Origin of the sequence: Nocardia sp. NPDC051832, assembly GCF_040681285.1 — a bacterium.
GTDB lineage: Bacteria > Actinomycetota > Actinomycetes > Mycobacteriales > Mycobacteriaceae > Nocardia.
This window is the reverse complement of the sequence record NZ_JBFAYL010000006.1, coordinates 299,082-313,243: the sequence shown is the minus strand read 5'-3', so window position 1 is coordinate 313,243 and position 14,162 is coordinate 299,082. Positions and strand designations below refer to the sequence as shown.

The window sequence follows — 14,162 nt, the reverse complement described above, 5'->3', positions numbered from 1 at the left end:
CCCGCTACCGAAGACTTCCGACAGCGGCGAAGTTGCAGGGACGGGCGTAGTCCTCGGTATCGACCGCCTGGTCGGGATGCCAGTCCGTGGCGTAGGTGATACCGGGTTCGACCATCGCCCAACCGTCGAAGAAGGTCTGGAACTGCGCCCGCGATCGCAGCGTGACCGGGGTGCTCGCACCGTTGAAGATCGCGGCGCCCGCGGCGACCTGCTCTTTGATCCGCGGACCGGCGTCTTCGAGCGAGACGTGGGTCATGGCGATGTGGCTGCCGGGCACGACCGCCTCCCGCAGCTGCGCGATCAGCTTGGTCGGCGCGTTGGCTTCGGGCACCCAGGGCAGCACCGAAACCAGGAGCAGCCCAACCGGTTCGGAGAAGTCGATCAAGCGCTGGGTATCCGGGTGCCGCAGAATCCGTTCCGGATCGCGCAGGTCGGCGTCGACCATCGTGGTCTTGTCCAGGATGTCGTTCTGCCGCAGCAGATCTCGCGCACGATTGATCGCTTCCTCGTCATTGTCGACATACACGACGCGGGCGTCCGGGACGATCTCCCGGGCCACCTCGTGGGTGTTGCCGCCGGTCGGCAAACCGGATCCGATGTCGAGGAACTGCCGGATTCCCCGCTCCGCCATATAGCGGACCGCGCGGGCCAGGAATCGCCGATTGTGCTGGGCCCAGAGCGGATAGAACGGGATCTCGTCGTAGAGGCGGTGAATGAAAGGCAGATCCGATTCGAAGATCACCTCACCGGTGATCATGTGATGGTAGATGCGCGCGGAGCTGGGCTTGTGGGTGTCGATCGGGCGGGCTTCGAAGTCGCTGCTGGACATCGTTTTTCCTCTTCGGATACGCGTGCTGATGAGCTAGGGATGGATGGTCGGGCGGCTACGCAGCCCGCGGACGAGGTGTTCCATGAAATGGCGGGAGTCGCCGGGGCTCAGCGCCGTCATGGCGAGCCGGTTGAAGATCCGGTCGCGGATGCCGACGGCGGCTTTGTCGTCGATGTAGCGAATCTCGCCCTGCGCCTCGACGACTGCCATTTCGAGGTCGCCGGCCGCGCCGGGGGAGGGCGCGCGCAGCAGGATGTAGCGGTCCTCCATGCCCGCACCTGGTGCTTGATGGGTGAAGGGCATGATCTGCAACTGGATGTTCGGGCGCTGGGACAGGGCTAGGAGGTGACCGATCTGCTCGAGCATGACCGCGTCCCCGCCGTAGGTCCGGCGCAGGCAGGATTCGGACAGGATGGCGTGGAACTCGGGCGCGCCACGCTTGAACAGGATTTCTTGCCGTGCGGTGCGGGCTGCCACGTAGTCTTCGACCGTCACCGCGTCGGGATCGCCGGGATCGGGTTGAAACGGTTCGTGCAGGGCCTGAATGTAGCTCGGGTGCTGGAGCAGGCCGGGCACGATTTCCGCGCCGGTCTCCCGGAGCCGGTCCGCCACGTCCTCGAGATCGACCAATAGCCGGATCTCCTCGATGTAGGCGCGCCGGTAACCCGAATTCCAGAACCCTCGGCGATGGCTGTCCACCTGGAGATCGAGCAGGATCTGCAGGTAGGTCTCGTCGGTGATCCCGAGCTTGCGGGCCAGTTCGTCGAGGGCTTGCGCGCTCAGGTTCCCGGTGCCGGCGATCGCCGCCGCGATCCGCGACTGGCTGACTCCGATCAGCCGGCCTGCCTCCGCCTGCGTGGTTCGCGCACGCCGCAGCATGGCGTCGATTTCACGGCCTAGCAGCACTTTTCGCGCGGTTCTCGCCATGGCTCCCACCGTATCGGGCGGTCCTCGGGATGCAAGGGTATCGAAAATCTGATTATCAGGTTAGATTATTCAGCAAGATAATCGTGTGAACACGTTGCACGACGAGCCGAATCGTCACCGCCAGAAGCGCTTTCAGCGAGCCGACGAAGGACGAGGTCCCTGATGGACGCGACCGCCCCCGAACGCCGACACCGGTCCACCGGGCTGGGTTGGGGCCGACATCTGCGGACCTATCGGCGCACCCAATTACGGCTCAGCCGTAGAGATTTCGCCGAGCTGGTCAACGAGCACGCCCGCCGGCTGGGTATCAACGCCGCCTGCTCGGAACGGCATATCGCGCGCTGGGAGCTCGGCGAGGTCCGGCGGCCGGGCAAGATCTACCGGCACCTGTTGACGGCGGTCGGAGCGCCCGGGCCGGACTCGGAAGGCCTACCGGCGGAACCGGATTCGCCGGCCCGGCCGGATCCGCCGGCGGCCCCCCGCGCGACGGAGACGACCTTTCTGGAAGCGCTCGCCATGGGCGTCGTCGGGTCGCCCGCGGTCCTGAACCCCTGGTTGCCGACCCCGGAGGGATCCGACGTCGAGCTGCCCGACCGGAATGCCCTGCCCGGTCTGGAGTCGGTTCGTGCCGACACCGCCCGATTGCGGGAGATCGATCAACGCCGCGGCGGTTCCGCCGTCGCACAGGCCGCGGCCAACCTGCTGCGGTCGGCCGCCGTACCACTGGCTCGATGCGCGGACGAGGCGGAGGAGCACGCGATGCTCATCGCCTCGGCGGACTTGGCGCGGTTGGTCGGCTGGGCTTACCACGATGTCGGTGACCAGCACCTCGCTCGCCAGTACGCGACGATGGCGTTCGTCTTCGCGCGGCGGGCGGGCGCCGACAGCCTGGTCGCCTCGACGCTCTACGTCCTGGGCCGGATCAGTCTGTTCGAGCGGGATCCGCGGACCGCGCTGCGCATGTTCCAGCTCGGGCAGATGCCCGCTCAGGATGCGGCCAGCTGGGGTGAGTCGGCTCGCCTGTACGCCAATGAGGCCTGGGCGCACGCCATGATGGGCGACGCCCTTCGGATGCGCGACGCGCTGGCCCGTGCCGAGGACGAGATCGGGCGGGTCGGCGAGGTCATCGACCCGTGGACCCGGGTGTTCTTCAGCCCGGGTGAATTCACCGGCATGCAGTCGGTGATCTTCAACGAGTACGCGCTGACGACGCACGGCCGACCGGCCGAGCGCTACACCCTCGACGCCGTCGAGGCCGCGCAGTCGTCGCTGCGGGCTTCCGCGTCGGGTCGGCCCGAGCGCAGCATCTTGTTCGACAACATCACGATCGCGACCGGTGCGTTCCGGCTCGGTCAGATCGATGAGGCGGTGTCCTTCGCGACCGCCTCGCTGAAACTGACGAGCAAGGTCGAAAGCCGTAGAGTCGCAGACCGGCTCGGGCGCTTGGCGGAGGTCGCGACGCTCTCGTCGCCGCGCTCCGACGTCCGCGATATCTGCCACGATATCCGGCGGGTGCTCGCGAGTACCGCGTCCGGGCGCTCGCCCACCGACTACCAGCTCGCCACCGCGTAGGGCCCGGGGCTGTGGCAACCCACATCACGGCCCATCGCATCGCCGATCTGCATCGTGTCGTCGAATTGGCTTGCGCACGAGTGGGTTTGAATCCAGTGGGCGCCGAGCTGATCAAATACACGGTCAATGCCGTGTTCCGGCTGCCGCTGGAGCGCGTGGTGGTGCGCGTCGCGTGCGGTGCGGGCGCGGCGGTGCGAGGTCATCGCGCGGTCGCGACGGCACGATGGTTGCACAAGCGAAACGCGCCCGTAGCCGCACTCCTGGACTGCGATCAGCCGGTGGACGTCGATGGCGGCCATTCGGTCACCTTCTGGCGGGAACTGGAGCGCCGGCCGGAGTGGACTCCGGCCGATCTGGCGGCCCCGCTGCTGGCGCTGCACTCGCTGGCGCCCGACATCGGCCTGCCCCGGTGGAATCCCTTCCTGACCGCCCGCGACTACCTCAGGGCCGCGGATGTCACCGCCGTGCCGGCCGCGGACCTGCGCTGGCTGACCGGGCAGTGGGCGCTGGCCGAATACGCCTACCGCTACTGCGAAACCGACCTCCCCGTAGGAGTCGTGCACGGCGACCCGCACACCGGCAATCTGCTGGTGCGCGCGGATGGTCGGATCGTGCTGTGCGATCTCGATGAGGTCGGAATCGGGCCGCTGGCTTGGGATCTGGTGCCGCAGGCGGTCGGCGCCGTGCGTTTCGGGCGGCGTGAATTTCATCGCGAGTTCGTCCGAGCCTACGGAAGCGATGTGCGAAACCGGAGTTGCTGGCCGGTGCTGGCGCGGATCCGTGAGCTGATGATGGTCACCGGCGTCCTGCCCGACCTGGGCAACCGTCCTACTGTCGCCGCACAATTCGCGCATCGATTCGCGACACTGCGTGCCGGGCAGGCGAACTCGACTTGGCAGGTCTATGCCTGACGTCAAGCCCGGTCGCACTTTTCGCCGCGAGGTCGACAGTCGGGATGTCCTGATCCCGCGGTCGATGTCATCCCGCCGCCGTGTCCGCACCCTGCTTTGCCCTGTCCAATGTCATTGCCGCGGTGGTGATTCAGCGATTGAATCGACCTGCGAGCGACCAGCCCTGTACGCGCGAGTACCGGAAGATCGAGAATGAAGGCCACGACACAGACCGGAACTGCCCGCATGACACCCGACAACAGCACACACACCGCCGAGGGTCTCCTGGGAGCACGGAACTTACTTCTGGCCGTCGCCGGGAATCTACAGGGCGCGTCCCCGCTGATCGGCTGGGCGCGTGAGCTGGCGGACTTACACGCCACCCTGAACGCGGTGTCCGAAGCGCCGATCCGCCGACCGGCCGACTTCGACGACGCCGGTCTGCGCGACCGTATCACCGTGGTCATCGGGCTGATCGACGAATGGTCGGTCTTCCACCTCCCGCGCACGACGACCGGCCGCCGCCACACCCACTCCCTCGGTGAGGTGATCAGCCACGTCGCCGACACCTACGCGCAGCTACAGCAGACCTTGCGCCACAACGACAGCGCGCAGGATCAGCACCACGCCACACTGCGCTTCGCGCAGATCCAGGAAGGCTACGCCAGTCTCGTAGACGAGATCCGGGCCCTGCGCGTCGCCCTACCCGCCGGCCGCCTGGGAATCCGCTCCACCGAGTGACGCCTTCGGCGGTGCTGAGAGAATGGCCCGTCGCGCTAGCTACGACGGAGGGTTTCATGCGGTTCATCTCGAGTGGCCGGCACCACGCCGTGTTCGAATTCGGCGATCTGCGGGTGGTTTCGTTGCGCGACGGGTACATCGACATGCCGCCGTCGCGTCTGCGTGACGAGGAGGGTTGCGCGCTCGCCGAGCTGCCCGCCGTCGTGCCGCTGACGGGCGACAATCTGCGGTTGGCGGTCAACGCCTTCTTCGTTACCGACGGCACGCGGTCGGTTCTCGTCGACACCGGCGGGTCCAACGCTTGGCACGACCCCACCATGGGCTTGATCTACGATGCCCTGGCTGAAGCGGGGGTCGACCGCGCGCACATCACCGATGTGGCCATCACCCACAGGCATATAGATCACGTGGGCGGCTTGATCGCGCCGGACGGTTCCGAGGCATTCGCCCGACTAGAGCGCGTGTGGATCGGCGCGGGGGACATCTCGGTGTTCACGGGGCGGCTCGCGCCGATCCGCGACCGGGTCGTGGTGGTATCCGAGCAGGTGGCGATCAACGACTGGCTCACCGCCGTTCCGACGCCGGGGCACACGCCCGGTCACACCGTCTACGAGGTCAGCAGCGGCCTCGGCCGGCTGCTCGCGTGGGGTGACACCGTGCACGTTCCCGCGCTCCAATTCGATCGGCCGAATGTGGCCTGGGAGTACGACGGCGATCAGTCCCAGGCCCGCACCGCGCGAGCGGCCCTCCTCGAACAACTGACCCGACCGCACCACTTCGTCGCCGGTGCACACCTCGATTCGCCGGGGATCGGTCGCATCACACCCTCGGGCGCGGGTTATGCGCTCGAATACCTCGCACCACCCATCGGCTGACATGCGGCTCGGGTAGTTGCAGAATCATAGTTGCAAAGAATGCTTTGCAAAGATTATTCTGCAACTATGGCCGATGAGGTAGTGCCCAGGCAGATCACCGATCCCGCCGCGCTCCGCGCGCTCGCGCATCCGCTGCGGCAGCGCATCCTGCGCGCACTGTCCGAGAACGGTCCCGCGACGTCGACCGCACTGGGCGCCGTGCTGGGGGAGAACACCGGGGCTACCAGCTATCACTTGCGGCAGCTGGCCGAGCACGGGTTCATCGAGGAGGCGCCGGAGCTGGCCAAGGGGAAAGAGCGGTGGTGGCGTTCGCCGCCGAAGGACTTGCGGTTCCGGATGGATCAGGAAACCTCGCCGGAGTTGCGGGAACTGCTGGAGGGGTTGTTCGCGCAGCACATCGCCGAGGACGTCGAGATGTTCCAGCGGTTCCAGGCCGAGCGGGCCGAGCTCGGGGAGTGGGCGGATGTCATGCCGTTCTCCCGGGGCGCGGTCTATGCGACGCCCGCGGAACTGGAGGAGTTCTTCGAGGACTATTTGCGGCTGCTCAAGGACTTTCAGGCCACCCATAGCCGGGACCGGCCGGGCGCCCGGCGCGTGCTGACCCGTTTTCTGGCTTTTCCGGCGCCTGGCGCCACTTCGGCTGAGTAGGACCACCATGCTTTCGATCGTCAGACGTATCGCCCTGTGCGCCACCATGTTTGCGGCTGTCTGCGCCGGCATGCCGTCGGCGTCCGCGCAGGCGGGCACCACCGCGGTGGACATCACCGTCACCCGTGGTGACGGCAGCACCACGAACGCGACGGTGCACGCGCCGGCCGGCGCCACCGGGCGGGCGGGCGTCGTGCTCGTCCACGGCTCGGGTGCGGGCCGGGCTGCGCAGTACACGCAGGTCGCCGAGGCTTTCGCACGCGCGGGCATCGTCGCCCTGCGCTACGACAAGCGCACCGAGGGATATACGCCCGCGCACCGCGACTTCTCGCTACTCGCCGAGGACGCGCTGGCCGGTGTCGCCGCACTGCGCAATCGGCCGGAGGTCGACCCGGCCCGGGTCGGCCTGTGGGGGTTGTCCGAGGGCGGCTGGGTCGCGCCGCTGGCGGCTTCGCGGTCCGCCGACGCGGCTTTCCTGATCACCGTCGGTGCGAACTCGGGTGCGCCGGCGGCGCAGCAGAACTGGGCGAACGAGACCAGGTTCGGTCTGGCCGGAGTGCGTGGATCGATGATCGATGTGCTGGCGCGCAACGGGATTCGCCAGCTGGTCGGGGCCGAGCAGTTCGCCCAGGCCGACTACGATCCGACTCCGGTTCTGGAACGGATCACCCAGCCGGTGCTGGCCATCTGGGGTGAGCTGGATCGGCTGACCCCGCCGGGTGACAGCTTGCGTGGTTTCCAGGCCACGTTCGACCGGGTCGGAAAGTCGAACTACACGCTGGTCACCCTGCCGCATGCCGAGCACGCCGCGCACCAGACCACCGACGGCTTCGACAGGTTGCCCGCCCTGGCGCCGGGTTACGCGGAACTCATGGGTGACTGGGTGGCCGGGCTACCCGGTTCGGCTGCGCCGCCGCGGGCGGATCAACCTGCGGCACAACGGCATCCGGTCGGCGAGATCGCGCCGCTGAGCTGGTGGGAGTCGCCCGCGGTGAACTTGGTGCTGCTGGCCGGGATCGTGCTCGCCTTCGCGGGCTACGCCCTGACCGGCTTCGTCAAGGCATGGCGCCCGTCGAAGACGCTCGCTCCGCGAGTACTCCTTGTCACGGCCTCGATCGGAATCCTCGGCGCCATAGCCCAGCTCGGATTCATCCTCATCGCCCGCAGCACGTCTTTCGGGCCCCTGCTGTTCGGCCGCACCCTGCCGTGGCTCGCACTGCAATTGATCGCCGTCTGCGCGGTGGTGGCGCTGGGTTTCGTCGTCGTGCGCAGACCTCGCACGCTGGCCGGAGCGACCAGGGGGGCGCGGACTCGATGGGCGATATTGGTCTGCGGCGGAACCGGATTCGCTCTGTGGGCCACGTATTGGGGACTGCTGCTCCCGTAATCGCATCCACGAGATCAGTCCACGCCCGCTCTGTGCAGGCGGTGGGCGAGTTCCACCGCGCGGCGCCGGAATTCGGTGGGGTGGTCGATGGTGAAGTCCGCGCCGGTGAGAGCGACCTGGAGGATCAGCCATTCGAAGGAATCGACGTGGGTGGTCAGGCGGCAGCGGGCCGGGCCGAGGGATTCGATTTCGCAGTCTTGGAATTTCAGGACGTCCGCGACGGTGGCGGCGGCGGTGTGGATGGTGACGACGGCACGGTGCCGGGCGGCGGTGCGGCCCGCGCGCAGGTAGTCGGCGCCGGAGCGGGCCGGGAGCGGGCGCGGGGTGAAAGGGATTGCGGTGCGGGTTATCTCGCTGATCCGGTCGAGACGGAAGGTGCGCCACTCGGCGGGCTCGAGGTCCCAGGCGAGCAGGTACCAGCGTAGATGCAGATGGACCGCGCGGTAGGGCTCGACGCGGCGGTCGGAGGTCTGCCCGGATCGGCTGGTGTAGGCGAAGGTGACGAGTTCGTGCCGGGCGGCCGCGGTGCCGAGGACGGTCAGCGCCTCGGGCCGGACGGTAGGCGCGTTTTGCGGTGCGGCCTCCATGGTTTCGCGCAGCGCGGCGACGGCGGGGCGCAGGCGATGCGGGAGGAACTGGTCGAGTTTGCCGAAGGCGCGGTCGGCCGCGGGGGCGAATCCGTTGCCGTCCAAAGGTTCTCGCGGCGCGGTGGCGCCGAGCAGGGTGAGGCCGACCACGGTGGCGACCGCCTCGTCGTCGTCGAGCACGAGCGGTGGCAGGGTCTGGCCGGCGGCGAGTCGATAGAAACCGCTGGGTCCCGGTTGGGTGGCGACCGGATAGCCGTACTCGCGCAGCCGCTCGACATCGCGGCGCAGCGTGCGCGGGCTGATCTCGAGGCGCGCGGCCAGCTCCGCGCCGCTGAACCGCCGACCCGTCTGGAGCTGGGCCAGTAGTTCGAGCATGCGGCGGGTGACATCGGCCATCACTCCATCATGCCTCGAATTGCGGCCAGGAACCGGCCACATCTATCGGTAGCGTCGAGTGCATGACCGCTTCCGAGCAGCGCACCATCCGCATCCGCGGCGCCCGCACCAACAATCTGCGCCGCATCGATCTCGACGTGCCGCGCAACAGCCTGGTGGTCTTCGCCGGTGTCTCCGGATCGGGGAAGTCGTCGCTGGTTTTCGACACCATCGCGGCGGAGGCGGGGTACCAGGTGAACGAGAACTATCCGCCGTTCGTCCGCAATCGGCTGCCACGCTGGACTCGCCCCGAGGTGGACCACATCGAAGGGCTGTCCCCGGTCGTGGTCATCGACCAGCGGCGGCTCGGCAGCAACGCCCGCTCCACGGTCGGCACCATTACCGATGTGTACAGCTACCTGCGCCTGCTGTACTCGCGGATCAGCACACCGCATGTGGGGGAGTCGAACTACTTCTCCTTCAACGATCCGGCCGGAATGTGCCCGACCTGCTCCGGTTTGGGGCAGACCATGACCACGGCCGTCGAGCGGGTGCTGGATCTGGGCAAATCGCTGGAGCAGGGCGCGGTGCGGCTGCCCGGTTTCGGCAGCGGCCAATACTGGTATCGGCAGTATGCCGACATCGGATCCTTCGACGCGACCACGCCGCTGCGCGAGTGGACCGAGCGGGAGCGGCAGGCGCTGCTGTACGGCGGGGACGCCGCGGCGGAGCTGGGCACGCGGCCACCCCAGGACTACGAGGGCGTGATCGAGCGATTCGAACGGATCTACCTGCACACCTCGGACTCCCTCTCCGACCGGAAACAGGCAGTGCTGCGGCAGTTCACGCATTCCCGGACCTGCCCGGACTGCCACGGCGACCGGCTGCACGCCGCCGCCCGCTCGGCCCGGGTACTGGACCACACCATTGTCGAGATGAGCGGCATGGAGATCGCCGAACTCGCCGAACTCATTGCGGGCGTGACGGATCCGAGTGTCGCACCGGTGGTGGCGGCCCTGCGGGAGCGGCTCGCCGCGCTGACCGCCATCGGTCTCGGCTACCTGTCGCTGGCCCGGCCCACCGGGACCTTGTCCGGTGGTGAATCGCAGCGCATCAAAACGGTGCGGCACCTCGGCAGCAGCCTCGTCGAAATGCTGTACGTCTTCGATGAACCGACCATGGGCCTGCATCCACACGATGTGCGCTCGCTGACCGACCTGTTGAAACAATTGCGGGACAAGGGAAACAGCGTGCTGGTCGTCGAACATGATCCCGATGTCCTGCGGATCGCCGACCGGATCGTGGAAGTCGGGCCGGGGGCGGGTACGGCCGGCGGCGAGGTGGTGTTCGAGGGCCCCTTCGACGCGCTGCTGACCGCCGAGACGCGGACCGGCCGCGCGCTGCGCGCACCGCGTACGCCGCGCGCACCTCGCACGCCCACCGGCAAACTGCGGATCGACAACGCCACTCGCAACAATCTGCGCGGGCTCACCGTGGACGTGCCGACGGGTGTGCTGACCGTGCTCACCGGCGTCGCCGGATCCGGGAAGTCCAGCCTGGTCGCGGAATTGGCGGATCGGTATCCCGCCACCATCGTCGACCAACGTCCGGTCACCACGAATCGGCGCTCGACTCCGATCACCTACGCGGGCATCGCGCCCGCCGTCCGCCGACTGTTCGCCGCCCGAAACGGGGTGCGTCCCACCCTCTTCAGCGCGAATTCGGCCGGCGCCTGCCCGGCCTGCGGCGGGCTGGGCGTCATCTACACCGACCTGGCCTTCATGGACGGCCAGGAGAGCGTGTGCGAAACCTGCGGCGGCCGGCGTTTCACCGCCGAGGTGCTCGAGTACACCGTCGACGGCCTGACCATCGCCGACATCGACGACCTGACGATCGCCGAAGCCGCTGCGCGACTGGAGGACTCGGCCATCACACGGCCACTGCGGCACCTGGAGGAAGTCGGCCTGGGTTATCTGCGGCTCGGCCAGTCGCTGACCACCCTCTCCGGTGGCGAATGCCAGCGCCTCAAAATCGCGAAGGAGCTGACCCGGCGAAACGGCAGCACCCTCTACATCCTCGACGAACCCACCACCGGCCTGCACCTCTCCGACATCGACACCCTCCTCGACGTGCTCGGCACGCTCGTCGACAAGGGCAACACCCTCGTCGTCATCGAGCACAATCTCGATGTCATCCGCCGCGCCGACCACATCATCGACCTCGGCCCCGGTCCCGGACGCCACGGCGGTCGGCTCGTCTTCGAAGGCACTCCCGACGAGCTCGCCGCCTTCCCTGATTCGAAAACCGGCCGCGCACTACAGCATTGAGCACCGGCTGTCCCCGGCGCTCGATCAGCACCAGGCGGCGTGGCGTTTGCAGATATACCAACTGCTTTCGTGGCCGTCGTGCTCCGTGAAGCTCTGCTTGCTGCGCGTATTCGGCCAGCGCCCTTCCTGCCAGTGCATCTCGTAGCCGTTCTTGCCCAGGTGGGTGTGGTACCCCGGCCGGTCCTGGTGACCGCCGCGCCGCTCGGACGTTTCGCCCCCGACCCGCCCGTCGTTATCGTGATCGGCATGGGCGAGGGCCGGAACGCCCAGGGCCGGTAGCAGTGCCAGCGCGCACGTGATCGAGACCGCTGCGACTCGTCGCAAGCCGGGACGGACGTCGTGAACCTCAGACATGATCTTCTCCTTCGGAGGTGCCGTGCATCGATCTGTCTCGTTCCAACGTCGCGCACGGAATGATGTACCGCTTATGAATGTACCGATGTACAGCGGCACGTTGCTCTCAGCCGTGGGGAGTCGGCACGGTCTGGCAGGAGGATGTAAAGCCTTGGGAGACAACATATCTGGCTGCGCAAGAGGCCATGTCTGCTGGTAGATGGGTTTGCAATATCGGGTTCTTTACGGAATCATTACCTTCGCAAGGTGAGCCGGGAACTTGCTGGCAACTGACTCCGCGAGTCCGTTTCATGGCGAATCGAACCGAAAGGAGCTGCCCATGGCATTCACGCATCACGCGTACACGACAATGCTGTACCTCTCTACCTGGAATCTGGACGCGACGGAGAAGGTACAGCGGACGGTCTTGCGGCTGCCGCCGAGATTATGACGGATGGCTGAAAGTAGATGGTGGCACACGAAACCGCGCTTGCGCTGATACAGCTGGGCGCGGTCTTTTTTGGTTTGGGTTTGCTGGGGCGGTTGGCCGCGAGGATCGGTATGTCACCGATTCCGCTGTATCTGATCGGCGGTTTGGTTTTCGGCTCCGGTGGGTTGGTCGAGCTGGATCATGTCGATGATTTCATTCACCTGGCCAGTGAAATCGGTGTCGTGCTGCTGTTGTTGCTGCTCGGGTTGGAGTACACGGCAAAGGAACTCGTTACCGGGCTGCGGAATTCGTGGGCGGCCGGTGTGCTCGACATCGTGCTGAACGCCACGCCGGGTGTCATTGTGGCGCTGATGCTGGGGTGGGGCGTTACCGGCGCGGTGGCGATGGCGGGCGTCACCTATATCTCGTCCTCGGGCATCATCGCGAAGGTCCTCGGCGACCTCGGGCGGCTGGGCAACCGCGAGACGCCGACCATCTTGTCGATTCTCGTGTTCGAGGATCTGGTGATGGCCGGGTATCTTCCGGTGCTCACCGCGGTGCTGGCCGGCGTCGGGTTCGTGGCCGGGTTGCAGACGTTGGGTATCGCCCTGACCGCAGTCACCGTGGTGCTCGTGATCGCGTTGCGCTACGGCAGGTTCGTGTCGATGATCGTCGACAGCGAGGATCGGGAGATCTTCCTGCTCAAGCTGCTCGGCTCGGCGCTGCTGGTGGCCGGCATCGCCTCGTCGCTGCAGGTGTCGGCGGCGGTCGGCGCGTTCCTGCTCGGCATCGCGATCTCCGGTTCGACCGCGCATTCCGCGACCAAGATTCTCGAACCCCTGCGTGATCTGTTCGCCGCCATGTTCTTCGTGCTGTTCGGGCTCAGTACCGATCCGCGCAGCATTCCGCCCGTGCTGGGCTGGGCCATCGTGCTGGCGGTGGTGACTACCGCGACGAAGCTGGCGACCGGCTGGTGGGCGGCGAAGCGCGCCGGCGCTTCGAAGTTCGGTCGCGCCCGGGCCGGCACCGCGTTGATCGCGCGCGGCGAGTTCTCCATCGTCATCGCGGGTCTGGCCGTGACCGCGGGCGCGGTCCCGGCCGAGTTCGCTGCCATGGCAACGACCTACGTGCTGATCATGGCCGTGGTGGGACCGATCGGCGCGCGGGTGGTCGAGCCGATCCTGCACTGGACGGAACGACGGGGCCGCGCGGGCGCGGAACCGGTTGCCGACATCGTTGTCTCACTCGACAAGCGCGACGAGCAGCCGCAGGACATGCAGCGGGGCTGAACGGCAGGTCAGCGCTGCGGCCCGGTGATCTCGCCGACCCGGGGGTAGCGGTCGGTCGCGAATGGCCGACCGGGCTCGACACCGCTGACTTCGTCCTGATAAGGCTGGCTCGGGTCCGGGTGGTAGGTCGCGGCGGCGTCCATGTACACCGTCGCCAAACTGATACGCGCGGTGTCGGTTTCGTTGGCGCCCGCCATGTGGATGAGCCGGGCGTCGTGGAAGGTGCAGTCGCCCGCGCGCAGGGGAACGGTGACACGTGGCCACCACTTCAGCTCGGGGCGGGATTCGAAGGGATCGAACGACAGCTCCATTCCGTGCGGCCAGTCCTGAGAACCCGGTACGAAGGTCATGCAGCCCCGTTCGACCGGCACATCCACCAGCGCGACCCAGGCGGTCAACGTCACCGCGTCGCCACCGATCGGGAAGGCTGGAGCATCGATGTGCAGTGGGGTCTTCGTCCCGCCGGTGCTGCGCTTGCGCAGTAGTTCGCTCTTGAACAGGCGCAGCTGCCGGCCCGCCAGCTTCTCCGCGATCCCCGTGATGGTGGGGTGCAGCGCGAGCCTGCGCATCGCGGCGCTCTTGGCCTCGGGTTCGGCCACCCAGTCCATCACGTTGCCGTTGCCCTCCTCGTCCCAGGAGATCTTCTCGTGCCGATGCAGTTGATCCTGCGCGTCCGCGAGGAACTCGGCGATCTCGTTCTGACTGAGCACCCCTGGGATGTGCACGAAGCCCTGCTGCCGGTACCGGTCGATCGTCTCGGCCGAAAGTGTCTGCGGTGTAGTGGTATTCATCAGATCGGTCATGAATCCACGCTAGCCGCCGATTAGGACCGCTGGATTCCTAAGGACGACCCGGCCCAGGTCAGGGCCCTGAAATCCCCAGACCCAGGGTTTCTCCCGTAGCGACCGCTACCGCGGGGGCGGCAACCTTGGAGCCATGATTTCGCAGGCAT

General features: G+C 67.3%; 13 protein-coding genes. 8 read left to right on the top strand and 5 right to left on the bottom strand.

The window, feature by feature from the left end:
• Nucleotides 1-4: 4 nt before the first annotated feature.
• Nucleotides 5-829, bottom strand: coding sequence for an SAM-dependent methyltransferase (locus AB0M14_RS33835; protein WP_365002850.1), 825 nt, complete (start codon nucleotides 827-829; stop codon nucleotides 5-7).
• Between the two features lie 33 nt (nucleotides 830-862).
• A complete protein-coding gene (locus AB0M14_RS33830; protein WP_365002847.1) occupies nucleotides 863-1,756 on the bottom strand; it encodes a helix-turn-helix transcriptional regulator in 894 nt (297 codons plus the stop codon).
• Nucleotides 1,757-1,918: 162 nt separating this feature from the next.
• Between AB0M14_RS33830 and AB0M14_RS33825 the strand changes: the two genes are divergently transcribed.
• From AB0M14_RS33825 to AB0M14_RS33800, 6 genes are all read left to right on the top strand, one after another.
• Complete coding sequence (locus tag AB0M14_RS33825) at nucleotides 1,919-3,328, top strand: hypothetical protein (RefSeq protein ID WP_365002844.1); 1,410 nt, start codon at nucleotides 1,919-1,921, stop codon at nucleotides 3,326-3,328.
• Nucleotides 3,329-3,339: 11 nt separating this feature from the next.
• Nucleotides 3,340-4,239, top strand: a complete 900-nt coding sequence (locus AB0M14_RS33820) for an aminoglycoside phosphotransferase family protein (protein WP_365002841.1) — start codon at nucleotides 3,340-3,342, stop codon at nucleotides 4,237-4,239.
• A gap of 192 nt (nucleotides 4,240-4,431) precedes the next feature.
• Entirely contained in the window at nucleotides 4,432-4,959 is a 528-nt protein-coding gene (locus AB0M14_RS33815; RefSeq protein ID WP_365002838.1) for a hypothetical protein, read from the top strand.
• Between the two features lie 56 nt (nucleotides 4,960-5,015).
• Nucleotides 5,016-5,834: an MBL fold metallo-hydrolase gene (locus AB0M14_RS33810; RefSeq protein WP_365002835.1), complete on the top strand. Its 819-nt coding sequence runs from the start codon at nucleotides 5,016-5,018 to the stop codon at nucleotides 5,832-5,834.
• Nucleotides 5,835-5,900: 66 nt separating this feature from the next.
• Nucleotides 5,901-6,482, top strand: a complete 582-nt coding sequence (locus AB0M14_RS33805; protein ID WP_365002832.1) for a helix-turn-helix domain-containing protein — start codon at nucleotides 5,901-5,903, stop codon at nucleotides 6,480-6,482.
• A gap of 7 nt (nucleotides 6,483-6,489) precedes the next feature.
• Nucleotides 6,490-7,869 carry an alpha/beta hydrolase gene (locus tag AB0M14_RS33800; protein WP_365002830.1) on the top strand — a complete coding sequence of 460 codons (1,380 nt, stop codon included), beginning with the start codon at nucleotides 6,490-6,492 and terminating at the stop codon, nucleotides 7,867-7,869.
• A 14-nt stretch (nucleotides 7,870-7,883) separates the two neighbouring features.
• On the opposite strand, the gene AB0M14_RS33795 is transcribed toward AB0M14_RS33800, so the two are convergent.
• Nucleotides 7,884-8,852 carry a YafY family protein gene (locus AB0M14_RS33795; RefSeq protein ID WP_365002828.1) on the bottom strand — a complete coding sequence of 323 codons (969 nt, stop codon included), beginning with the start codon at nucleotides 8,850-8,852 and terminating at the stop codon, nucleotides 7,884-7,886.
• A 62-nt stretch (nucleotides 8,853-8,914) separates the two neighbouring features.
• Here AB0M14_RS33795 and AB0M14_RS33790 point away from each other — a divergent pair, with 62 nt between their 5' ends.
• Nucleotides 8,915-11,158 (top strand): excinuclease ABC subunit UvrA, encoded by a 2,244-nt coding sequence (locus tag AB0M14_RS33790; protein WP_365002825.1) that lies wholly within the window; start codon nucleotides 8,915-8,917, stop codon nucleotides 11,156-11,158.
• A 24-nt stretch (nucleotides 11,159-11,182) separates the two neighbouring features.
• Here AB0M14_RS33790 and AB0M14_RS33785 read toward each other — a convergent pair whose 3' ends face one another.
• Entirely contained in the window at nucleotides 11,183-11,512 is a 330-nt protein-coding gene (locus AB0M14_RS33785) for a hypothetical protein (protein WP_365002822.1), read from the bottom strand.
• Between the two features lie 447 nt (nucleotides 11,513-11,959).
• On the opposite strand from AB0M14_RS33785, the gene AB0M14_RS33780 reads away from it, so the two are divergent.
• Nucleotides 11,960-13,210 carry a cation:proton antiporter gene (locus tag AB0M14_RS33780; protein ID WP_365002819.1) on the top strand — a complete coding sequence of 417 codons (1,251 nt, stop codon included), beginning with the start codon at nucleotides 11,960-11,962 and terminating at the stop codon, nucleotides 13,208-13,210.
• 8 nt (nucleotides 13,211-13,218) lie between these two features.
• Here AB0M14_RS33780 and AB0M14_RS33775 read toward each other — a convergent pair whose 3' ends face one another.
• Nucleotides 13,219-14,013, bottom strand: a complete 795-nt coding sequence (locus tag AB0M14_RS33775) for a phytanoyl-CoA dioxygenase family protein (protein ID WP_365002816.1) — start codon at nucleotides 14,011-14,013, stop codon at nucleotides 13,219-13,221.
• Nucleotides 14,014-14,162 lie beyond the last annotated feature (149 nt).

Bases quoted from the DNA above. Each gene is read 5' to 3' on its own strand.
- AB0M14_RS33795 (WP_365002828.1), bottom strand. From the start codon at position 8,852: ATGGCCGATGTCACCCGCCGCATGCTCGAACTACTGGCCCAGCTCCAG.
- AB0M14_RS33800 (WP_365002830.1), top strand. From the start codon at position 6,490: ATGCTTTCGATCGTCAGACGTATCGCCCTGTGCGCCACCATGTTTGCG.
- AB0M14_RS33830 (WP_365002847.1), bottom strand. From the start codon at position 1,756: ATGGCGAGAACCGCGCGAAAAGTGCTGCTAGGCCGTGAAATCGACGCC.
- AB0M14_RS33825 (WP_365002844.1), top strand. From the start codon at position 1,919: ATGGACGCGACCGCCCCCGAACGCCGACACCGGTCCACCGGGCTGGGT.
- AB0M14_RS33835 (WP_365002850.1), bottom strand. From the start codon at position 829: ATGTCCAGCAGCGACTTCGAAGCCCGCCCGATCGACACCCACAAGCCC.
- AB0M14_RS33780 (WP_365002819.1), top strand. From the start codon at position 11,960: ATGGTGGCACACGAAACCGCGCTTGCGCTGATACAGCTGGGCGCGGTC.
- AB0M14_RS33805 (WP_365002832.1), top strand. From the start codon at position 5,901: ATGGCCGATGAGGTAGTGCCCAGGCAGATCACCGATCCCGCCGCGCTC.
- AB0M14_RS33810 (WP_365002835.1), top strand. From the start codon at position 5,016: ATGCGGTTCATCTCGAGTGGCCGGCACCACGCCGTGTTCGAATTCGGC.
- AB0M14_RS33785 (WP_365002822.1), bottom strand. From the start codon at position 11,512: ATGTCTGAGGTTCACGACGTCCGTCCCGGCTTGCGACGAGTCGCAGCG.
- AB0M14_RS33815 (WP_365002838.1), top strand. From the start codon at position 4,432: ATGAAGGCCACGACACAGACCGGAACTGCCCGCATGACACCCGACAAC.
- AB0M14_RS33790 (WP_365002825.1), top strand. From the start codon at position 8,915: ATGACCGCTTCCGAGCAGCGCACCATCCGCATCCGCGGCGCCCGCACC.
- AB0M14_RS33775 (WP_365002816.1), bottom strand. From the start codon at position 14,013: ATGACCGATCTGATGAATACCACTACACCGCAGACACTTTCGGCCGAG.